Source organism: Planomonospora sp. ID91781 (assembly GCF_015711595.1).
Taxonomy (GTDB): domain Bacteria; phylum Actinomycetota; class Actinomycetes; order Streptosporangiales; family Streptosporangiaceae; genus Planomonospora; species Planomonospora parontospora.
The window spans coordinates 1-23,986 of the sequence record NZ_JABTEY010000003.1 but is presented as its reverse complement, the minus strand read 5'-3'; the positions used below and the strand labels follow the sequence as shown (position 1 = coordinate 23,986).

Annotated in this window: 2 protein-coding genes; both read left to right on the top strand. The window is 73.3% G+C overall.

What is annotated here, in order from left to right; all coding sequences use genetic code 11:
• Positions 1-43 precede the first annotated feature (43 nt).
• The gene (locus HS048_RS37710; protein ID WP_230882377.1) at positions 44-21,808 is read left to right on the top strand and encodes a type I polyketide synthase; all 21,765 of its coding nucleotides are present in this window, start codon (positions 44-46) and stop codon (positions 21,806-21,808) included.
• A gap of 7 nt (positions 21,809-21,815) precedes the next feature.
• Positions 21,816-23,986, top strand: a 2,171-nt coding sequence (locus HS048_RS30440; RefSeq protein WP_196469573.1) for a type I polyketide synthase, incomplete at its 3' end; no start/stop codon positions are given.

Sequence of the window (23,986 nt, the reverse complement as noted above, 5' to 3'; positions counted from 1 at the left end):
GCGCGGGACAAAGCCTTCGGCACGAAAGGACTCGTGAGCTTCCATGGCGAACGACGAAAAGCTCCTTGAATACCTGAAGAAGGTCACCGCGGACCTGCACCAGACCCGCCAGCGCCTGCGTGAGGTGGAGAGCGAGGACCTGGAGCCGATCGCGATCGTGGGCATGGCCTGCCGTTATCCGGGCGGGGTGGAGTCGCCGGACGACCTGTGGCGGCTGGTGGCCGGTGGGGTGGACGCCGTCTCGGGGTTCCCGACCGACCGAGGCTGGGACATCGACCGGCTCGTCGCCCCGGACTCCGAGAACGACGGGGGGAGCTACGTCCGCGAGGGCGGCTTCATCCACGGACCCGGTGACTTCGACGCCGACTTCTTCGAGATCAGCCCGCGGGAGGCACTCGCCACCGACCCGCAGCAGCGCCTCATGCTGGAGGTCTGCTGGGAGGCGTTCGAGCGGGCGGGCATCGACCCCCGATCCGTCCGCGGTGAGCAGGTGGGCGTCTTCGCCGGCTCGGGCATCCAGGACTACGAGGACCTGCTGGACGCCGCTCCGGAGGTCGCCGAAGCGTACATGAGCACGGCGAGCGCGGCGGCGGTGATCTCCGGCCGGGTGTCCTACACGCTGGGTCTGGAGGGGCCGTCGGTGTCGGTGGACACGGCGTGCTCGTCGTCGCTGGTGGCGCTGCACCTCGCGGTCCAGGCGCTGCGCCAGCGGGAGTGCACCCTCGCGCTGGCCGGCGGTGTGATGGTGATGTCGACACCGGCGCCGTTCGTCGCCTTCAGCAGGCAGCGCGGTCTGGCCCCCGACGGCCGGTGCAAGGCGTTCTCCGATGCCGCGGACGGCACCGGCTGGGCCGAGGGCGTGGGCATGCTCCTGCTGGAGCGGTTGTCGGACGCGCGCCGCAACGGGCATCCGGTGCTGGCGGTGGTGCGTGGTTCGGCGGTCAACTCCGACGGCGCCTCCAACGGGCTGACCGCGCCGAACGGCCTGTCGCAGCAGCGGGTGATCCGGCAGGCGCTGGCCAACGCCCGTGTGCCTGCGGCGCAGGTGGACGCGGTGGAGGGCCACGGTACGGGTACGACGCTCGGTGACCCGATCGAGGCGCAGGCGCTGCTGGCGACCTACGGCCAGGATCGGCCGGAGGACCGGCCGCTCTGGCTGGGCTCGATCAAGTCCAACATCGGGCATGCCCAGGCCGCCGCGGGCGTCGGCGGCATCATCAAGATGGTGCAGGCGATGCGGTACGGCCTGCTGCCGAAGACGCTGCACGCCGATGAGCCGTCGACCCATGTGGACTGGTCGGCGGGCCGGGTGGAGCTGCTGACCGAGGCGCGGGAGTGGGCGCAGAACGGTCATCCGCGCCGGGCGGGCGTGTCGTCGTTCGGGCTGAGCGGCACGAACGCCCACGTGATCATCGAGGAGCCTCCCGCGGTCGAGGAGGGGTCTTCTCCGGACGTCGAGACGTCGCCCGTGCCCGAGGGCGCTGCGCCGCCGGTGGTGCCGCTGGTGGTGTCGGGCCGCAGCGTGGAGGCGCTGCGGGCGCAGGCGGGGCGGCTGGCCGCGCACGTGGAGGCGCGTCCGGAGCTGGACCTGACCGATGTCGGTTTGTCGCTGGTGAGCACGCGGGCGGCGTTCGAACGGCGTGCGGTGGTGACGGCCGCCGACCGTGAAGGCGCGGTGCGTGCACTGCGGGAGCTGGCCGGGGACGGTCCTGTCGGGGAGATGCGTGGCGGGAAGACCGGGTTCCTGTTCTCGGGTCAGGGAGCGCAGCGGGCGGGGATGGGCCGGGAGTTGTATGCGGCGTTCCCGGTGTTCGCGGAGGCGTTGGACGCGGTGTGCGCGGTGGCGGACGTGGAGCTGGGGCGGTCGTTGCGGGAGGTGATGTTCGCCGAGGACCAGGACCTGGACCAGGACCCGGACCGGGGCGAGGGTCGGGGCGGGGACGCGGACCGGGGTGGGGACGCGGACCGGGGCCAGGGCGGCGGGGGCGCGGCGGAGGTGCTGGGGCGCACCGAGTTCGCTCAGGTGGCGTTGGTGGCGTTCGAGGTGGCGTTGTTCCGGTTGCTGGAGTCGTGGGGGGTCCGGCCGGATGTGCTGGTGGGGCATTCGGTGGGGGAGTTGGCGGCGGCGCATGTGGCCGGGGTGCTGGATCTGGCGGATGTGGTGCGGTTGGTGGTGGCGCGTGGCCGGTTGATGCAGGCGCTGCCGGCGGGTGGGGTGATGGTGGCGGTGCAGGCCTCGGAGGCGGAGGTGGCGCCGCTGCTCACGGCCGGAGTCGGGATCGCGGCGGTCAACGGCCCGTCCTCGGTGGTGGTCTCCGGGCAGGAGGCGGCGGTGGAGGCGGTGGTGGCGGCTCTGCCGGGGGGGCGGCGGTGGTCGCGGTTGCGGGTGTCGCATGCGTTCCATTCGCCGTTGATGGAGCCGGTGCTGGAGGACTTCCGGCGGGTGGCCGAGTCGGTGACCTACCGGCAGCCGGATGTGTCGGGGCCGGTGGCGGTTTCCACGGTGACGGGCGCGCCGGTTTCCGAGGGTTCCCTGCCCGGTTCGGCGGCGTCCGAGGTGTCCGAGACTTCCGTGTCGGGTTCCGGTGCGGGTTCGGTTGTGGGATGGGGGTCGGCGGAGTACTGGGTGGAGCATGTGCGGCGGTCGGTGCGGTTCGCCGATGCGGTGGATGCGGCGCGGGCGGACCTGGGTGTGTCGCGGTGGGTGGAGGTGGGTCCGGACGCGGTGCTGACCGCGCTGGCGGCCCAGGCCCTGGCCGCGGATCCTGCGGACGGCGCGAACGGTGCGGGCTCTGCGGATGGCACGGACGGTGCGAGTGGTGCGGGTGTCGTGCAGGTGGTGGGGTTGCAGCGGCGGGGCCGGGACGAGGTCGAGGCGCTGCTGACCGGGCTGGGTCAGGCGTACGCGCACGGTGTGACGGTGGACTGGGCGCGGTACTTCTCCGGGTCGGGTGCGCGGCGGGTGGAGTTGCCCACCTACGCCTTCCAGCGCAAGCCGTACTGGCTGGAGAGCACGGTTGCCACGGGTGACGTGGCCTGTGTCGGGTTGGAGGCCGTCGAGCATCCGCTGCTCGGTGCGGCGCTCGCGTCACCGGAGTCGGGCGGAGTCGTGTTGACGGGCCGGTTGTCGGTGGGGGTGCAGTCGTGGTTGGCCGATCACGTGGTGGGCGGGGTGGTGCTGTTTCCGGGGACGGGGTTCGTGGAGCTGGCGATCCGGGCCGGGGATCAGGTCGGTTGCGGTGCGGTCGAGGAGCTGACGCTGGAGGCGCCGCTGGTGCTGCCCGAGCGCGGCGGGGTGCAGGTGCAGGTCGTGGTCGGCGCCCCCGACGAGACCGGCGCCAGGACGCTGAACATCTACTCCCGTGACCACAATCCCGCCGCGGACCTGCTCTGGACGCGTAACGCGACCGGCGTTCTCGTCGACGGACCGGCGAGCGAGGGGACGGGGCTGTCCCAATGGCCGCCGGCTGAGGCGACGCCCATATCGCTGGAGACACTGTACGAGCAGTTCGCGGAGTCCGGGCTGGCTTACGGACCGCTCTTCCGAGGGCTGACGGCGGCGTGGAAGTCAGGCGAGGATGTGTTCGCCGAGATCGACCTTCCGGAACAGGGACGCTCCGAAGTGGGGCGTTTCGGCGTGCACCCCGCCCTTCTGGATGCCTGCCTCCACGCGTCCACGTTCACCGACTCGCTCGGAGACCAGGCCGTTCTCCCGTTCGCATGGACGGGGGTGACGCTGCACGCCACAGGCGCCGTCGCGGCGAGGGTGCGGCTGGCGCCGATCGGGCCGGGAACCGTCACCCTCACCGTGGCGGACGGCGCCGGCGCACCGGTGATGTCCGTCGACTCCCTCGCCCTGCGACCGGTCGCCATGGACCAGCTGGCGGAGGCTCGCTCGGCGTTCCATGATTCGCTGTTCCGGGTGGAGTGGGCCCAGACCGCTGCCGGTGCCTCCGCCGGTTCGGTGTCGTGGGGGCGGTGGAACGGGCTGGTCGAGGGTGCGCAGGTGCCCGAGGCGGTGGTGTTCGAGTGCCCGGTGCCTGATGGCGGGGTTCCCGGATCGGACGCGCCGGACGTGTCCGGGGTGGATGTGCCTGGGATGGTGCGGTCGGCCGTGGCCGAGGTGCTGGGGGTGGTGCAGGCGTGGCTGGCCGAGGAGCGGTTCGCGGCGTCGCGGCTGGTGGTGGTGACGCGGGGCGCGGTGGCGCTGCCGGGTGAGGACGTGGACGTGCGGCTGGCCCCGGTGTGGGGCCTGGTGCGGGCGGCGCAGGCGGAGAACCCGGACCGGTTCGTGCTGGTCGACACCGATGACGCACCCGGATCGGCCGAGGCACTGGGTGCCGTGATCGGTTCGGGTGAGCCGGAGACGGTGGTCCGGGGCGGTGAGCCGCGGGTGGCGCGCCTGGTACGGGTGCCTGCGGGGACCTCCTCTGACACGCGGGTGGACCGGGCCGATGAGGTGGAGCCTGCTCCGGTGTGGGGTGCGGACGGCACGGTGCTGGTGACCGGCGGCACCGGGGGTTTGGGTGCGCTGGTGGCGCGGCATCTGGTGGTCGAGCACGGGGTGCGGCATCTGGTGCTGACCAGTCGGCGGGGCCTTCAGGCGCCGGGTGCGGTGGAGCTGGCCGCCGAGCTGACCGCGCTGGGGGCGCGGGTGACGGTGGCGGCGTGTGACGTGGCCGATCGGCAGGCGCTGGCGGATCTGCTGGCCGCTGTTCCGGTGGAGCATCCGCTGCGGGGTGTGGTGCATGCGGCCGGGGTGCTGGACGACGGGGTCGTGGCGGCGCTGACGCCGGAGCGGATCGATGCGGTGCTGCGGCCGAAGGCGGATGCGGCCTGGCACCTGCACGAGCTGACGGCGGACCTGGGTCTGTCGGCGTTCGTGCTGTTCTCCTCCGCCTCCGGGACGCTGGGCAGCGCGGGTCAGGGCAACTACGCGGCGGCGAACGCGTTCCTGGACGGGCTGGCGGCGTATCGGCAGGCCCGTGGTCTGGCGGCCCAGTCGCTGGCGTGGGGTCTGTGGGCCGGTGGCGGGATGGACGACGCGCTGAAGCGGACGGGTCGGCCGCGGACCTCTCAAGGCGGCGTGATCCCTCTGTCCGTGGACGAAGGACTCGCCCTGCTCGACGCGGCGCAGAATGCGGGCGGACCGGCGCTGGTGCCCGTGAACCTGGACCTCATCATGTTGCGCACGCTGAGCGACGGCCTTCCCCGGATGTTCCGTGTCCTCGTCCCGGTGAGCCGCCGCCGCAGTGTGGCGGGCAGAGCCGACTCCGCCGCTCTGCGCGGGAGGCTGGCCGCGCTTCCCCAGGAGGAGTGGCCGAAGACGCTGCTGAACCTGGTGCTCACGCACGTCGCAGGAGTCCTCGGACACGACGGCCCGGAAGCGGTCGAACCCGACCGGGCGTTCCAGGAGCTGGGCTTCGACTCGCTCACCGCGGTCGAGTTCCGCAACCGGCTCAACGCGGCCACCGGGCTCCGCCTGTCCCCCACGCTGGTGTTCGACCACCCGGCGCCGACCGTCCTGGTGGACCACCTCCTGGACCTCATGTCGGATGACGGAGGGAAGCCGGCAGTGGTCGCGGCGACCACCGCGCTCACCGACGAGCCCATCGCGATCGTGGGGATGGCCTGCCGCTATCCGGGCGGGGTGGAATCGCCGGACGACCTGTGGCGACTCGTGGCCGAGGGAACGGACGCCATCTCGGAGTTCCCCGAGAACAGGGGCTGGGACGTGGAGCGGATCTACGACCCCACCGGGGAACGGCCGGACACGACGTACACGCGGGAGGGCGGTTTCCTCCACGGCGCGGCGGAGTTCGACCCCGCGTTCTTCGGGATCAGCCCGAACGAGGCCCTCGTCATGGATCCGCAGCAGCGACTGTTGCTGGAGACCTCCTGGGAGGCGATCGAGCGGGCGGGGATCGATCCGGCGTCGTTGAAGGGCAGCCGGACCGGCGTGTTCGCCGGGATGATGTACCACGACTACGCGGCCAACAGCAGCACGGGTGCGATCGCGTCAGGCCGAATCTCCTACGTCTTCGGCCTGGAGGGGCCGTCGGCGTCGATCGACACGGCGTGCTCGTCGTCGCTGGTGGCGCTGCACCTGGCGGCGCAGGCGCTGCGGTCCGGGGAGTGCTCGCTGGCGCTGGCCGGCGGCGTGGCGGTCATGGCGACGCCGGAGGTGTTCGTCGAGTTCAGCCGGCAGCGCGGCCTGGCCCCCGACGGCAGGGCCAAGTCCTTCGCGGACTCCACGGACGGCACCAGCTGGGGCGAGGGCGTGGGCATGCTCCTGGTCGAGCGGCTGTCGGACGCGCGCCGCAACGGGCATCCGGTGCTGGCGATCGTGCGGGGCACGGCGATCAACCAGGACGGCGCCTCCAACGGGCTGACCGCGCCGAACGGCCCCTCCCAGCAGCGGGTGATCCAGCAGGCCCTGGCCAACGCCCGGCTCACCCCCTCGGACATCGACGTGGTGGAGGCGCACGGCACGGGCACGACGCTCGGTGACCCGATCGAGGCGCAGGCGCTGCTGGCGACCTACGGTCAGGACCGGCCGGAGGACCGGCCGCTCTGGCTGGGCTCGATCAAGTCCAACATGGGCCACACCCAGGCCGCCGCCGGCGCCGCGGGAATCATCAAGCTGGTCATGGCGATGCGGCACGGGCTGATGCCGAAGACGCTGCACGTGGACGCGCCGACCTCGCAGGTCGACTGGTCGGAAGGCCGGGTGGAGCTGCTGACCGAGGCGCGGGAGTGGGCGCAGAACGGTCATCCGCGCCGGGCGGGTGTGTCGTCGTTCGGGCTGAGCGGCACGAACGCCCACGTGATCATCGAGGAGCCTCCCGCGGTCAAGGCCGTGGAGCCGGCCGGACACGTGGACCTGCCGGTGGTGCCGCTGGTGGTGTCCGGTAAGAGCACCGAGGCGCTGCGGGCGCAGGCCGGACGGCTGGCCGCGCACGTGGCGGCGCGTCCGGAGATGGACCTGACCGATGTCGGTTTGTCGCTGGTGAGCACGCGAGCGGCGTTCGAGCGGCGTGCGGTGGTGACGGCCGCCGATCGTGAAGGCGCGGTGCGTGCGCTGCGGGAGCTGGCCGGCGGGAGTGCGCCGGTGGCCGAGGCCGTCCGTGGCGGGAAGACCGGGTTCCTGTTCTCGGGTCAGGGAGCGCAGCGGGCGGGGATGGGCCGGGAGTTGTATGCGGCGTTCCCGGTGTTCGCGGAGGCGTTGGACGCGGTGTGCGCGGTGGCGGATGCCGAGCTGGGGCGGTCGTTGCGGGAGTTGATGTTCGCCGAGGACCAGGACCTGGACCAGGACCCGGACCGGGGCGAGGGTCGGGGCGGGGACGCGGACCAGGGCGGGGACGCGGACCGGGGCCAGGGCGGCGGGGGCGCGGCGGAGACGTTGGGGCGCACCGAGTTCGCTCAGGTGGCGTTGGTGGCGTTCGAGGTGGCGTTGTTCCGGTTGCTGGAGTCGTGGGGGGTTCGGCCGGATGTGCTGGTGGGGCATTCGGTGGGGGAGTTGGCGGCGGCGCATGTGGCGGGGGTGCTGGATCTGGCGGATGTGGTGCGGTTGGTGGTGGCGCGTGGCCGGTTGATGCAGGCGCTGCCGGCGGGTGGGGTGATGGTGGCGGTGCAGGCCTCGGAGGCGGAGGTGGCGCCGCTGCTGACGGCCGGGGTGGGGGTCGCGGCGGTCAACGGCCCGTCCTCGGTGGTGGTCTCCGGTGAGCGGGCCGGGGTGGAGGCGGTGGTGGCGGGGCTGCCGGGGGGGCGGCGGTGGTCGCGGTTGCGGGTGTCGCATGCGTTCCATTCGCCGTTGATGGAGCCGGTGCTGGAGGAGTTTCGGCGGGTGGCCGAGTCGGTGACCTACCGCGAGGCGTCGCTGGCGGCGGTGGCGGTTTCCACGGTGACGGGCGCGCCGGTGACCGGGGTCGGGGTTGCGGTGCCGGGTGCCGAGACTTCCGGGGGTTCTGCGGTTTCCGGGGGTTCCCTGCCCGGTTCTGCGGCTTCCGAGGGGTCTGTGTCGGGTTCGGTTGCGGGGTGGGGGTCGGCGGAGTACTGGGTGGAGCATGTGCGGCGGTCGGTGCGGTTCGCCGATGCGGTGGATGCGGCGCGGGCGGACCTGGGTGTGTCGCGGTGGGTGGAGGTGGGTCCGGACGCGGTGCTGACCGCGCTGGCGGCCCAGGTCCTGGCCGCGGATCCTGCGGACGGCGCGGCCGGTGCGGGCTCTGCGGATGGCACGGACGGTGCGAGTGGTGCGGGTGTCGTGCAGGCGGTGGGGTTGCAGCGGCGGGGCCGGGACGAGGTCGAGGCGCTGCTGACCGGGCTGGGTCAGGCGTACGCGCACGGTGTGACGGTGGACTGGGCGCGGTATTTCTCCGGGTCGGGCGCGCGGCGGGTGGAACTGCCCACCTACGCCTTCCAGCGCGAGCCGTACTGGATGGACGCGCGTGAGTACCTGATCGCGTCCTGGTTCGGCGAGGAGATCGGGGATGTCACCGCTGCGGGGCTCGACACGGTCGAGCACCCCATGCTGGGAGCGTCCCTCGCCTCACCCGACTCCGGCGGGCTGGTGCTCACCGGCCGGCTGTCCCTGGACGGCCATTCGTGGATCGCCGACCACGAGGTGCTGGGCAGCGTGCTGTTGCCGGGCACCGGGTTCGTGGAGCTGGCGATCCGGGCCGGTGACCAGGTCGGCTGCGGTCTCCTCCAGGAACTCGCCCTGCGCGCACCGCTCGTGCTGGAAGGCCGGGAGGAGCGCCGGCTTCAGGTGATCGTGGACGCGCCCGACGGGTCGGGGAAACGCTCGGTGAACGTCTACTCCCGCTCCGGCGGGGAGGACGAGCCGTGGACGCTGCACGCCGAGGGCGTCCTCGCCCCGAGCGCCGCCGCGCCCTCCTTCGACCTGACCCAGTGGCCCCCGGCGGGTGCCGTCCCGGTGGACGTGGACGGAGCCTACGACTTCCTGAACGAGCAGGGGTACGGCTACGGCCCGGTGTTCCAGGGGCTGAAGGCGGCCTGGCGTCAGGGAGACGACGTGTTCGCCGAGGTCTCCCTGCCCGAGCAGGCACGTGAGGACGCAGGCCGGTTCGGCCTGCACCCGGCGCTGCTCGACAGCGCGATGCACGCGGCGCTCTTCGACGACGACGGGCGGCGCGGCGGCGCGACGGTGCTGCCGTTCGTCTGGAACGGGGTGACGCTGCACGCCGTCGGCGCGACGGAGCTGCGGGTACGGATCTCCTCCGTCGGCGAGGGCGACATCTCACTGGCGGTGGCGGACGCCGAAGGCGGACCCGTGCTGTCGGTGGAGTCGCTGGTGGGCCGCCCCGTCTCGGCCGAGCAGCTGAGCACCTCGTCGGCGGCGCATCACGACTCGCTGTTCCGGGTCGAGTGGGTCCAGGCCCCTGCCGCCGCCTCCGGCGCGGTGCCGTGGGCGGCCTGGTGGGAGGTGGCCGAGGGCGGTGCGGTGCCCGGGACGGTGGTGTTCGAGTGCCCGGTGCCCGAGACGGACGTGCCCGAGGGCGTGCGGTCGGCCGCCGCCGAGGTGCTGGCGGTGGTGCAGGCGTGGCTGGCCGACGAGCGGTTCGCGGACTCCCGCCTGGTGGTGGTGACCCGGGGCGCGGTGGCGCTGCCGGGTGAGGATCTGGACGTGCGGCTGGCCCCGGTGTGGGGGCTGGTGCGGGCGGCGCAGGCGGAGAACCCGGGCCGGTTCGTGCTGGTCGACACCGACGGCATGGCCGAGTCCGGTGAGGCGCTGGGGGCGGTGGCCGCCTCCGGCGAGCCGGAGGCGGCGGTCCGGGCCGGGCGGATCCGGCTGCCGCGCCTGACCCGGACGATGGTCTCCGAGACGGACGAGAGCACCGTCTGGGATGCGGACGGCACGGTGCTGGTGACCGGTGGCACCGGGGGTTTGGGTGCGCTGGTGGCGCGGCACCTGGTGGTCGAGCACGGGGTGCGGCATCTGGTGCTGACCAGCCGGCGGGGGCTGGAGGCGCCGGGTGCGGTGGAGCTGGCCGCCGAGCTGACCGCGCTGGGGGCGCGGGTGACGGTGGCGGCCTGTGACGTGGCCGACCGGGAAGCGCTGGCGGGACTGCTGGCGGAGATTCCCGCCGAGCATCCGCTGCGGGGTGTGGTGCACGCGGCCGGGGTGGCGGACAACGGGCTGGTGGGCACGCTGTCGCCGGAGCGGATCGATGCGGTGTTCCGGCCGAAGGCGGATGCGGCGTGGTATCTGCACGAGTTGACGGCGGAGCTGGATCTGTCGGCGTTCGTGCTGTTCTCGTCGGCGGGCGGGATGGTGCTGGCGGCGGGTCAGGGCAACTACGCGGCGGCGAACGTGTTCCTGGACGGGCTGGCGGCGCACCGCCGGGCCCAGGGCCTGCCGGCCACCGCCGTCGCCTACGGCCTCTGGGCCACCAGCACCGGCCTGAGCGACCTCCTGGACGAGGCCGAACAGCGGATGCGGCGGCTGGGCCTGCCCGCCGTCTCGGTGCGGGAGGGCCTGGCCCTGTTCGACGCGGCCGTCCTCGCGGACGAGCCCGTGCTGGCGGCCGTCAAGATCGACCGTACGGCCCTGCGCGGCAGGGGCGACGACCTTCCCGCGCTGTTGCGCGGTCTGGTGCGGGTGCCGGTGCGGCAGGCGGCGCGGGCGGGTGCGGGTGCGTCCGGTGGTGAGTTGGAGCGGCGGCTGGCGGGGCTGGCGGAGGCCGAGCGGGGCCGGGTGCTGCTGGAGCTGGTGCGGGCTCAGGTGGCGGCGGTGCTGGGGCATGCCTCGGTGGAGGCGGTGGAGGCCGATCGGGCGTTCAAGGAGCTGGGGTTCGACTCGTTGACCGCGGTGGAGCTGCGCAATCAGTTGAACGCGGTGACGGGGCTGCGGTTGCCGGCGACGCTGGTCTTCGATTATCCGACGTCGGTGGCGGTGGCGGAGTTCGTCGGTGGTCTGCTGTCGGGGGTGGAGGCGCCGGTGGCCGCGGTGGCGGCGGTGCCGATGGCCGCGGGTGAGGACGCGGTGGCGATCGTGGGGATGGCGTGCCGGTATCCGGGCGGGGTGGCCTCGCCGGAGGATCTGTGGCGGTTGGTCGCCGGCGGGCTGGACGCCATCTCGGAGTTCCCGGAGGACCGGGGCTGGGACCTGGACGACCTGTTCGACCCCGAGCCCGGCGTGGAGGGCAAGTCCTACGCCCGCGAGGGCGGCTTCCTCTACGACGCCGCGCAGTTCGATCCGGGGTTCTTCGGGATCAGTCCGAACGAGGCGCTGTACATGGATCCGCAGCAGCGGTTGCTGCTGGAGACCTCCTGGGAGGCGATCGAGCGGGCGGGGATCGATCCGGCGTCGTTGAAGGGCAGCCGGACCGGGGTGTTCGCCGGGGTGATGTACCACGACTACGGCCTGGGGGTGGAGGCCGGTACGACGAGCGGCGGCAGTCTGGTGTCGGGCCGGGTGTCGTACACGCTGGGTCTGGAGGGGCCGTCGGTGTCGGTGGACACGGCGTGCTCGTCGTCGTTGGTGGCGTTGCACCTGGCGGCGCAGGCGGTGCGGTCGGGGGAGTGCTCACTGGCGCTGGCCGGCGGAGTCGCGGTCATGGGCACACCTGAGATGTTCGTCGAGTTCAGCCGGCAGCGCGGCCTGGCCCCCGACGGCCGGTGCAAGTCCTTCGCCGCGGGCGCCGACGGCACCGGCTGGGCCGAGGGCGTGGGCGTGCTGCTGGTGGAGCGGTTGTCGGACGCGCGGCGCAACGGGCATCCGGTGCTGGCGATCGTGCGGGGTACGGCGATCAACCAGGACGGCGCCTCGAACGGGTTCTCCGCGCCGAACGGTCCGTCGCAGCAGCGGGTGATCCGGCAGGCGCTGGCCAACGCCGGACTGGCCTCCGACGAGGTCGACGCCGTCGAGGCGCACGGCACCGGCACGACGCTCGGTGACCCGATCGAGGCGCAGGCCGTCATCGCCACCTACGGCCAGGACCGGCCGGAGGACCAGCCGCTCTGGCTGGGCTCGATCAAGTCCAACATGGGCCATGCCCAGGCGGCGGCGGGCGCCGCCAGCGTGATCAAGATGGTGCAGGCACTGCGGCACGGCCTGCTGCCCAAGACGCTGCACGTGGACGAGCCGTCGCCGAACGTGGACTGGTCGGCGGGCCGGGTGGAGCTGCTGACCGAGGCCCGCGAGTGGGCGAAGAACGGTCACCCGCGCCGGGCGGGCGTGTCCTCCTTCGGCATCAGCGGCACCAACGCGCACGTCATCATCGAGGAGGCGCCGCCGGTCGAGGCCGAGGATCCGGCTGGACGCGTGGACCCGCCGGTGGTGCCGCTCATCGTGTCGGGCAAGAGCACCGAGGCGCTGCGCGCGCAGGCCGTACGGCTCGCGGACCGCATCGAGGCCGATCCTGAGCTGGCTCCCGTGGACGCCGGTTTCTCCCTGACGGCCGGCCGTACCGCGTTCGAGCACCGGGCGGCGGTGATCGCCGAGGACCGCGAAGGCCTCCTGGCCGGTCTGCGCGCGCTCGGCGGCGGAGAGCCCGCGGCCAACGTCGTCCGGGGGCGTGCCGACACCGCGGGCAGGACGGTGTTCGTCTTCCCCGGGCAGGGGTCCCAGTGGGTCGGCATGGCCGTCGAGCTGCTGGACTCCTCCCCGGCCTTCGCCGCGGAGATCCAGGCCTGCGCCGACGCGTTCGAGGAGTTCGTCGACTGGTCGCTGGTCGACGTGCTGCGCGGGCGGGACGGCGCGGCCTCGCTCGACCGGGTGGACGTCGTGCAACCGGTGCTGTTCGCGGTCATGGTCAGCCTCGCCGCGCTGTGGCGCTCGCTCGGGGTGACCCCCGACGCCGTCGTCGGACATTCGCAGGGCGAGATCGCCGCCGCGTACGTCGCGGGCGCGCTCACGCTCCGGGACGCGGCCCGCGTGGTGACGCTGCGCAGCCAGGCGCTCATCGCGCTCGCGGGGACCGGCGGCATGGTCTCCGTGCCGCAGCCCGTCGAGCGGGTGCGCGAGCTCCTGGCCCCGTGGGGCGAGCGGCTGAGCGTCGCCGCGGTCAACGGCCCCTCCTCGACCGTCGTGTCCGGAGAGACCGACGCCGTCGAGGAACTGCTGGCGCGCTGCGCCGCGGACGACGTCCGCGCCCGCCGCATCCCGGTCGACTACGCCTCGCACTGCGCACAGGTCGAACCGATCAGGGAGCGACTCGCGGAGCTCCTCGCCGACACGGCACCGCGCGCCTCGCAGATCGCCTTCTACTCCACGCTGACCGGTGACGTGCTCGACACCACCTGCATGGACGCCGACTACTGGTACCGCAACCTGCGGCACACCGTCCGCTTCGAGCAGGTGGTACGGCTCCTGCACGAGCACGGGCACCGGAGGTTCGTCGAGAGCAGCCCGCACCCGGTGCTGAAGAGCGGCATCCAGGACTCGATCGAGGACCTCGGCTCCGACTCGGACGGCTCGGTGATCGTCGGTTCGCTGCAGCGGAACAACGGAGGCCTCGGCCGGTTCCTGGCCTCCGTCGCGGAGGTGCACGCCCGGGGAGGTCACGTCGACTGGGGCACGTTCTTCGCCGGTTCGGGTGCGCGCCGGGTGGAGCTGCCGACGTACGCCTTCCAGCGCACGCCGTACTGGCTGCGGAGCCGCGCCGGCGGCGGTGACCCGGTGTCGATGGGGCTCGGGGCCGTCGAGCATCCGCTGCTCGGCGCCGCGGTCGTCTCCCCCGACTCGGACGGCGTGATCCTCACCGGACGCCTCTCGCTGGCGACCCACCCGTGGCTCGCCGACCACAAGGTCGGGGAGGCAGTCGTCTTCCCCGGCACCGGTTTCGTGGAACTGGCGGTCCAGGCCGGTGACCAGGTCGGCTGCGACGTGGTGCGGGAACTGACGCTCCAGGCGCCGCTCATCCTGCCCCCGCGCGGAGGGGTGCAACTGCGGATCGCCGTCGGCGCGGGCGACGCGTCCGGGACGCGCGACGTCACCGTCCACTCCCGGAGCGACGAAGAGGCGGACCTGCCGTGGACGCTGCACGCCGAGGGCGTCCTCGCGTCGGGTGCCGTGGCGCCCTCCTTCGACCTGGAGCAGTGGCCCCCGGCCGGTGCCACCGCGATCGACCTGGAGGGCGCCTACGACTTCCTGCTCAGCCAGGACTACGGCTACGGCCCGGTCTTCCAGGGGCTCAAGGCGGCCTGGCGGCGCGGCGAGGAGCTGTTCGCCGAGGTCGCCCTGCCGGAGAAGGCGCGTGCCGACGCAGGCCGGTTCGGCCTGCACCCGGCGCTGCTGGACGCCGCGATGCACGCGGGTCTCTTCGACGACGACGGGCGTCGCGACGGTGCGACGGTGCTGCCGTTCGTCTGGAACGGGGTGACGCTGCACGCCGTCGGCGCGACGGAGCTGCGCGTCCGCAACGTCGCCGCCGGTCCGGAGAGCGTGTCGCTGCAGGTCGCCGATGGAACCGGCCGGCCGGTGCTGTCGGTGGGCGAACTGGTGTCCCGGGAGGTCGCGGCCGACCGGCTCGACGCCTCCCCGAACGCGCACGGCCGCTCGCTGTTCAGCGTGAGGTGGACGCCCGTCCCGGTCACGCCCGGTTCGGTGTCGTGGGCGCCGTGGGGCGCACTGCCGGAGGGGGCCGAGGTGCCCGAGACGGTGGTGTTCGAGTGCCCGGTGCCTGACGGCGGGATTCCCGGATCGGACGCGCCGGACGTGTCGGATGCGTCCGGGGCGGATGTGCCCGGGGCGGTGCGGTCGGCCGTGGGCGAGGCGCTGGCGGTCGTGCAGGCGTGGCTGGCCGAGGAGCGGTTCGCGGCGTCGCGGCTGGTGGTGGTGACCCGGGGCGCGGTGGCGGTCGGAGACGAGGACGTGGACGTGCGGCTGGCTCCGGTGTGGGGTCTGCTGCGCGCGGCGCAGGCGGAGAACCCCGGCCGGTTCGTGCTGGTCGACACCGACGGCGCGGCCGAATCGGCCCAGGTGGTGCCGGCGGTGGCCGCTCTCGGGGAGAGCGAGGCGGCGGTGCGGGGCGGTGAGCTGCAGGTGCCGCGCCTGGTGCGGGTGCCGGGTGCGGACGGGGCCGCTGCGGTGTGGGATGCGGACGGCACGGTGCTGGTGACCGGTGGCACGGGTGGTCTGGGCGCGCTGGTGGCGCGGCACCTGGTGGTCGAGCACGGGGTGCGGCATCTGGTGCTGACCAGCCGGCGGGGGCTGGAGGCGCCGGGTGCTGTGGAGCTGGCCGCCGAGCTGACCGCGCTGGGGGCGCAGGTGACGGTGGCGGCCTGTGACGTGGCCGACCGGCAGGCGCTGGCGGATCTGCTGGCGGCGGTTCCGGTGGAGCATCCGCTGCGGGGTGTGGTGCACGCGGCCGGGGTGGCGGACAACGGGCTGGTGGGCACGCTGTCGCCGGAGCGGATCGATGCGGTGTTCCGGCCGAAGGCGGATGCGGCGTGGTATCTGCACGAGTTGACGGCGGAGCTGGATCTGTCGGCGTTCGTGCTGTTCTCGTCGGCGGGCGGGATGGTGCTGGCGGCGGGTCAGGGCAACTACGCGGCGGCGAACGTGTTCCTGGACGGGTTGGCGGCGCACCGCCGGGCCCGGGGCCTGGCCGCGCAGGCACTGGCCTGGGGGCTGTGGGACGTCGACACCGGCCTGAGCCGGTGGCTGAGCGACACCGACCTCCAGCGGATGCGCCGTCAGGGACTTCCCGCATTCTCCGCGGAGGAAGGACTGGCGCTGTTCGACGCGGCGACCGCCACCGATGAGGCGGCGCTGGTGCCGATCCGGGTGGACACCGCCGCCCTGCGGACCCGGAGCGATGCCGTACCGGCGCTGTTGCGCGGTCTGGTGCGGGTGCCGGTGCGGCAGGCGGCGCGGGCGGGTGCGGGTGCGTCCGGTGGTGAGTTGGAGCGGCGGCTGGCGGGGCTGGCGGAGGCCGAGCGGGGCCGGGTGCTGCTGGAGCTGGTGCGGGCTCAGGTGGCGGCGGTGCTGGGGCATGCCTCGGTGGAGGCGGTGGAGGCCGATCGGGCGTTCAAGGAGCTGGGGTTCGACTCGTTGACCGCGGTGGAGCTGCGCAATCAGTTGAACGCGGTGACGGGGCTGCGGTTGCCGGCGACGCTGGTCTTCGATTATCCGACGTCGGTGGCGGTGGCGGAGTTCGTCGGTGGTCTGCTGTCGGGGGTGGAGGCGCCGGTGGCCGCGGTGGCGGCGGTGCCGATGGCCGCGGGTGAGGACGCGGTGGCGATCGTGGGGATGGCGTGCCGGTATCCGGGCGGGGTGGCCTCGCCGGAGGATCTGTGGCGGTTGGTCGCCGGCGGCGTCGACGCGGTGTCGGGGTTCCCGACCGATCGGGGCTGGGATCTGGACGACCTGTTCGACCCCGAGCCGGGCAAGCCCGGGAAGAGCATCGCCCGGGAGGGCGGCTTCCTGTACGACGCCGCGCAGTTCGATCCGGGGTTCTTCGGGATCAGTCCGAACGAGGCGCTGTACATGGATCCGCAGCAGCGGTTGCTGCTGGAGACCTCCTGGGAGGCGATCGAGCGGGCGGGGATCGATCCGGCGTCGTTGAAGGGCAGCCGGACCGGGGTGTTCGCCGGGGTGATGTACCACGACTACGGCCTGGGGGTGGAGGCCGGTACGACGAGCGGCGGCAGTCTGGTGTCGGGCCGGGTGTCGTACACGCTGGGCCTGGAGGGGCCGTCGGTGTCGGTGGACACGGCGTGCTCGTCGTCGTTGGTGGCGTTGCACCTGGCGGCGCAGGCGGTGCGGTCGGGGGAGTGCTCACTGGCGCTGGCCGGCGGCGTGACCGTCATGGGCGCGCCGGACATGTTCATGTACTTCAACACCCAGCGGGGTCTGGCCGCAGACGGCCGGTGCAAGGCGTTCTCGGCCGACGCGGACGGCACCGGCTGCTCGGAGGGCGTGGGCGTGCTGCTGGTGGAGCGGTTGTCGGACGCGCGGCGCAACGGGCATCCGGTGCTGGCGATCGTGCGGGGTACGGCGATCAACCAGGACGGCGCCTCGAACGGGTTCTCCGCGCCGAACGGTCCGTCGCAGCAGCGGGTGATCCGGCAGGCGCTGGCCAACGCCGGGCTGGCCCCTGCCGAGGTCGACGCCGTCGAGGCGCACGGTACGGGGACCCGGCTGGGCGACCCGATCGAGGCGCAGGCCGTCATCGCGACCTACGGTCAGGATCGGCCGGAGGACCGGCCGCTCTGGCTGGGCTCGTTCAAGTCGAACATCGGGCACGCCCAGGCGGCCGCGGGCGCGGCGGGCGTGATCAAGATGGTCATGGCGCTGCGGCACGATGTGCTGCCCAAGACGTTGCACGCCGAGGAGCGGACGCCGCAGGTCGACTGGTCGGAAGGCCGGGTGGAGCTGCTGACCGAGGCGCGGGAGTGGAAGCGGAACGGTCACCCGCGCCGGGCGGGCGTGTCGTCGTTCGGACTGAGCGGCACGAACGCGCACGTCATCATCGAGGAGGCGCCGCCGGTCGAGATCATCGAAGAGACGGTGGAGCCGTCGCCCGCGTCCGAGGGCGCTGCGCTGCCGGTGGTGCCGCTGGTGGTGTCCGGTAAGAGCGTGGAGGCGCTGCGGGCGCAGGCCGGGCGGCTGGCCGCGCAGGTGGAGGCCGAAGCCGAGCCGGACCTGGCCGGCGTCGGATTCTCCCTGGTGACGACGCGGGCGGCGCTGGAGCGGCGTGCGGTGGTGGTGGCCGCCGACCGGGCGCAGGCGCTGGCGGGTCTGGCCGCGTTGGCCGACGGGAGTGCGCCGGTGGCCGAGGCCGTCCGTGGTGGTGGGACGGGGTTCTTGTTCTCGGGTCAGGGGGCGCAGCGGGCGGGGATGGGCCGGGAGTTGTATGCGGCGTTCCCGGTGTTCGCGGAGGCGCTGGATGCGGTGTGCGCGGTGGCGGACGTGGAGCTGGGGCGGTCGTTGCGGGAGGTGATGTTCGCCGAGGACCAGGACCTGGACCAGGACCCGGGCGAGGGCGGGGACGCGGACCGGGGTGGGGACGCGGACCGGGGCCAGGGCGAGAGCGAGAGTGGGGGCGCGGCGGAGGTGCTGGGGCGCACCGAGTTCGCTCAGGTGGCGTTGGTGGCGTTCGAGGTGGCGTTGTTCCGGTTGCTGGAGTCGTGGGGGGTTCGGCCGGATGTGCTGGTGGGGCATTCGGTGGGGGAGTTGGCGGCGGCGCATGTGGCGGGGGTGCTGGATCTGGCGGATGTGGTGCGGTTGGTGGTGGCGCGGGGCCGGTTGATGCAGGCGCTGCCGGCGGGTGGGGTGATGGTGGCGGTGCAGGCCTCGGAGGCGGAGGTGGCGCCGCTGCTCACGGCCGGAGTCGGGATCGCGGCGGTCAACGGCCCGTCCTCGGTGGTGGTCTCCGGGCAGGAGGCGGCGGTGGAGGCGGTGGTGGCGGCTCTGCCGGGGGGGCGGCGGTGGTCGCGGTTGCGGGTGTCGCATGCGTTCCATTCGCCGTTGATGGAGCCGGTGCTGGAGGACTTCCGGCGGGTGGCGGAGTCGGTGACCTACCGGCAGCCGGATGTGTCGGGGCCGGTGGCGGTTTCCACGGTGACGGGCGCGCCGGTCGCCGGGGAGTGGGGGTCGGCGGAGTACTGGGTGGAGCATGTGCGGCGGTCGGTGCGGTTCGCCGACGCGGTGGATGCGGCGCGGGGTCTGGGTGTGTCGCGGTGGGTGGAGGTGGGTCCGGACGCGGTGCTGACCGCGCTGGCGTCCCAGCTGCCGACCGCGGCCGGTACGGACTCTGCGGATGGCCCGGGCGGTGCCGACCCCGCGGGCGGTACGGGCTCCGGTGCCGGTGCGGGTGCCGTGCAGGCGGTGGGATTGCAGCGGCGGGGCCGGGACGAGGTCGAGACGCTGCTGACCGGAGTCGGCCGGGCCTACGCGCACGGCATGACCGTGGACTGGGCGCGGTACTTCTCCGGGTCGGGTGCGCGGCGGGTGGAGTTGCCGACGTATGCGTTCCAGCGGCAGCGGTTCTGGTTGCAGGCGCGTGCGGGGGCGGGGGATGTGAGCGCGGCGGGTCTGTCGGCGGCGGATCATCCGTTGCTGGGGGCGGCGGTGGCGTTGGCCGACTCCGGTGGGGTGGTGCTGACGGGCCGGTTGTCGGTGGGGGTGCAGTCGTGGTTGGCCGATCACGTGGTGGGCGGGGTGGTGCTGTTTCCGGGGACGGGGTTCGTGGAGCTGGCGATCCGGGCCGGGGATCAGGTCGGTTGCGGTGCGGTCGAGGAGTTGACGCTGGAGGCGCCGCTGGTGCTGCCCGAGCGCGGCGCGGTCGCGATCCAGGTGGTAGTCGGTGCCCCCGACGAGGACGAGCGGCGGACGGTCGCCGTCTACTCGCGACCGGACGGAGCAGGAGATCTGCCCTGGACGTCGCACGCTCAGGGCGTGCTGGCGGCCGACATTCCATTGGTCACGGCGGATCTGGCTGAGTGGCCTCCGGTGGGTGCGGTGCCGGTGGAGGTGGACGGTGCCTATGAGGTGCTGGCCGGGTCGGGGTACGGGTACGGGCCGGTGTTTCAGGGGTTGAAGGCGGCCTGGCGGCGCGGGGACGAGGTGTTCGCCGAGGTGGTGTTGCCGGAGGCGGTGCGTGGTGAGGCCGGGGGGTTCGGGGTGCATCCGGCGTTGCTGGACAGTGCGATGCATGCGCTGCTGGTGGCGGGTGGCGGGGAGCGGGAGGAGGCGGTGCTGCCGTTCGCGTGGGGCGGGGTGGTGCTGCATGCGGGTGGGGCGTCGGTGGCGCGGGTGAGGATCGCTCCGGCGGGTGGGGATGCGGTCGGGGTGGTGCTGGCCGATGAGGAGGGCCGGCCGGTGGTGTCGGTGGGGTCGCTGGTGTCGTTGCCGGTGGCGTTGGAGCGGTTGGGTGGGGCGGTGGTGTCGGTGGGCGACTCGTTGTTCCGGTTGGAGTGGGTCGGGGTTCCTGCGGCTTCTGGCGGTTCCTCCGCGGTCCCGGTGTCGTGGGGGCGGTGGAGCGGGTTGGTCGAGGGGGCCGAGGTGCCCGAGGCGGTGGTGTTCGAGTGTTCGGTGCCGGGTGGCGGGGTTCTCGGATCGGACGCGCCGGACGTGTCCGGGGTGGATGTGCCTGGGATGGTGCGGTCGGCCGTGGCCGAGGTGCTGGGGGTGGTGCAGGCGTGGCTGGCCGAGGAGCGGTTCGCCTCGTCGCGGCTGGTGGTGGTGACGCGGGGTGCGGTGGCGCTGCCGGGTGAGGACGTCGATGTGCGGCTGGCTCCGGTGTGGGGTCTGCTGCGGGCCGTCCGGGCGGAGAACCCGGGCCGGTTCGTGCTGGTCGACACCGACGGCATGGACGAGTCCGGTGAGGTTCTGGAGGCGGCCGTCGCCTCTGGTGAGCCGGAGGTGGTGGTCCGGGGCGGTGAGCTGCGGGTGGCGCGTCTGGCCCGGGTGCCGGTCGGGGCTGCGGTGTCGGTTCCGCAGGAGCGGGCGGCGGCCGATCCGGCTGCGGGCGGGGCGGTGCCGGGTGCGGACGGGCCTGCTCCGGTGTGGGGTGCGGACGGCACGGTGCTGGTGACCGGCGGCACCGGGGGTTTGGGTGCGCTGGTGGCGCGGCATCTGGTGGTCGAGCACGGGGTGCGGCATCTGGTGCTGACCAGCCGGCGGGGCCTTCAGGCGCCGGGTGCGGTGGAGCTGGCCGCCGAGCTGGAGGCGCTGGGGGCGCGGGTGACGGTGGCGGCGTGTGACGTGGCCGATCGGCAGGCGCTGGCGGATCTGCTGGCCGCTGTTCCGGTGGAGCATCCGCTGCGGGGTGTGGTGCATGCGGCCGGGGTGCTGGACGACGGGGTCGTGGCGGCGCTGACGCCGGAGCGGATCGATGCGGTGCTGCGGCCGAAGGCGGATGCGGCCTGGTATCTGCACGAGTTGACGGCGGACCTGGGTCTGTCGGCGTTCGTGTTGTTCTCGTCGCTGGCCGGGACGCTGGGTAATGCGGGTCAGGGCAATTATGCGGCGGCGAACGCGTTCCTGGACGGGTTGGCGGCGTATCGGCGGGCGCGGGGGTTGGCGGCGCAGTCGGTGGCGTGGGGTCTGTGGGCCGGTGGCGGGATGGGTGCCGGGCTGGAGGCGGCGCAGGTGCGGCGGATGGCGGGGATGGGGATGGGGGCGCTGGCGCCGGAGCAGGGGCTGGCGTTGCTGGATGCGGCTGCGGGGGCGGATGTCGCGGCGGTGGTGGCGGTGCGGCTGGATGTGCGGGTGCTGGCGGGGGCGGGGGCGGGGTTGCCGTCGGTGTTCGCGGGGTTGGTGCCGGTGGTGCGGCGGCGGGCGGCCGGTGGCGGTGGTGGTGCGGGCGGGTTGGGTCGTCGGTTGGCCGGGTTGGGGGCGCAGGAACGCGAAGCCGCCCTGCTGGAACTGGTTCGCACGCACGTCGCAGGCATCCTCGGCCACGCCGGCCCGGAGGCGGTCGAACCTGAGATGGCGTTCAAGGAATTGGGCTTCGACTCCCTCTCCGCGGTCGAGTTCCGCAACCGGCTCAACGAGGTCACCGGACTGCGGCTCCCACCGACGCTGGTGTTCGACTATCCGAACGCCATGGTCCTGGCCGCTCACCTCGGTTCCGAACTGGCACCCGACCCGGGCGCCGGAAACGGCCATGACTCCGGCGAGCAGCGGATCCGCCGGATCCTGGAGAGCATTCCGCTCACCAAGCTCCGAGACGCCGGGCTGATGGACGTTCTCCTCGAACTGGGCGGAGCCCGATCCACCGAGCCCGTATCGGAGGCGGACGGCACGCACGGGTCCATCGACGACATGGACCTGGAGAGCCTGATCAACATGGCGCTCGACGGTGTCGACGCCACCGACGCGACTCAAGGGGCGTGACTTCGAGATGGCCAACGAAGAGCAGCTTGTCAAGGCGCTCCGTACGTCCCTGAAGGAGACGGAGCGGATCAGAGCCGAGCACCGGAACCTACTGGCTTCGCTGCGTGAGCCGATCGCGGTCGTGGGGATGGCGTGCCGGTATCCGGGCGGCGTGGAGTCGCCGGACGACCTGTGGCGGCTCGTGGCGGACGGGACGGACGCGGTCGGGGAGTTCCCGCCGGACCGCGGCTGGGACGTCGAGGGGTTGTTCGACCCCGAGCCCGGCGTGGAGGGCAAGACCTACGCCCGTGAGGGCGCCTTCCTGTACGGCGCGGCGGAGTTCGATCCGGGGTTCTTCGGGATCAGTCCGAACGAGGCGCTGTACATGGATCCGCAGCAGCGGTTGCTGCTGGAGACCTCGTGGGAGGCGATCGAGCGGGCGGGGATCGATCCCGCGTCGTTGAAGGGCAGCCGGACCGGCGTGTTCGCCGGGATGATGTACCACGACTACGCCTTCAACAGCGCCGCAGGCGCCATCGTGTCGGGCCGCATCTCCTACGCCCTGGGGCTGGAGGGCCAGTCCGTCACCGTGGACACGGCGTGCTCGTCGTCGCTGGTGGCGCTGCACCTGGCGGCGCAGGCGCTGCGGTCCGGGGAGTGCTCGCTGGCGCTGGCCGGTGGTGTGGCGGTCATGGCGACGCCGGAGGTGTTCGTCGAGTTCAGCCGGCAGCGGGGTCTGGCCCCCGACGGCCGGTGCAAGTCCTTCGCCGCGGGCGCCGACGGCACCGGCTGGGGCGAGGGCGCGGGCGTACTCCTGCTGGAGCGGCTGTCGGACGCGCGCCGCAACGGGCATCCGGTACTGGCGATCGTGCGGGGTACGGCGATCAATCAGGACGGCGCCTCCAACGGCCTGACCGCGCCGAACGGCCCTTCCCAGCAGCGGGTGATCCAGCAGGCACTGGCCGGAGCGGGCCTGACGGCCGCGGACGTCGACATGGTGGAGGCACATGGTACGGGGACCCGGCTGGGCGACCCGATCGAGGCGCAGGCCGTCATCGCCACCTACGGCCAGGACCGGCCGGAGGACCGGCCGCTCTGGCTGGGTTCGATCAAGTCCAACATGGGCCACACCCAGGCCGCCGCCGGCGCCGCGGGAATCATCAAGGTGATTCAGGCGATGCGGTACGGGGTTATGCCGAAGACGTTGCACGTGGACGAGCCGTCGCCGAATGTGGACTGGTCGGCGGGCCGGGTGGAGCTGCTGACCGAGGCCCGCGAGTGGGCGAAGAACGGTCACCCGCGCCGGGCGGGCGTGTCCTCCTTCGGCATCAGCGGCACCAACGCGCACGTCATCATCGAGGAGGCGCCCGCGACGGAGGAGCCCTCTGCGGAGGCGGAGGCGTCACCCGTGCCCGTGTCCGGGGCGATGCCCGCGCCTGGACGGATTCCGATGCCGCCGGTGGTGCCGCTGGTGGTGTCGGGCCGCAGCGTGGAGGCGCTGCGGGCGCAGGCGGGGCGGCTGGCCGCGCACGTGGAGGCGCGTCCGGAGCTGGACCTGACCGATGTCGGTTTGTCGCTGGTGAGCACGCGGGCGGCGTTCGAGCGGCGTGCGGTGGTGACGGCCGCCGATCGTGAAGGCGCGGTGCGTGCACTGCGGGAGCTGGCCGGGGACGGTCCTGTCGGGGAGATGCGTGGCGGGAAGACCGGGTTCCTGTTCTCGGGTCAGGGGGCGCAGCGGGCGGGGATGGGCCGGGAGTTGTATGCGGCGTTCCCGGTGTTCGCGGAGGCGTTGGACGCGGTGTGCGCGGTGGCGGACGTGGAGCTGGGGCGGTCGTTGCGGGAGGTGATGTTCGCCGAGGACCAGGACCTGGACCAGGACCCGGGCAAGGGCGGGGACGCGGACCGGGGTCAGGGCGGCGGGGGCGCGGCGGAGGTGCTGGGGCGCACCGAGTTCGCTCAGGTGGCGTTGGTGGCGTTCGAGGTGGCGTTGTTCCGGTTGCTGGAGTCGTGGGGGGTCCGGCCGGATGTGCTGGTGGGGCATTCGGTGGGGGAGTTGGCGGCGGCGCATGTGGCCGGGGTGCTGGATCTGGCGGATGTGGTGCGGTTGGTGGTGGCGCGTGGCCGGTTGATGCAGGCGCTGCCGGCGGGTGGGGTGATGGTGGCGGTGCAGGCCTCGGAGGCGGAGGTGGCGCCGCTGCT

What these genes read in the sequence shown, in the direction of transcription:
- HS048_RS37710 (WP_230882377.1), top strand. Translation starts at nt 44, where the DNA reads ATGGCGAACGACGAAAAGCTCCTTGAATACCTGAAGAAGGTCACCGCG.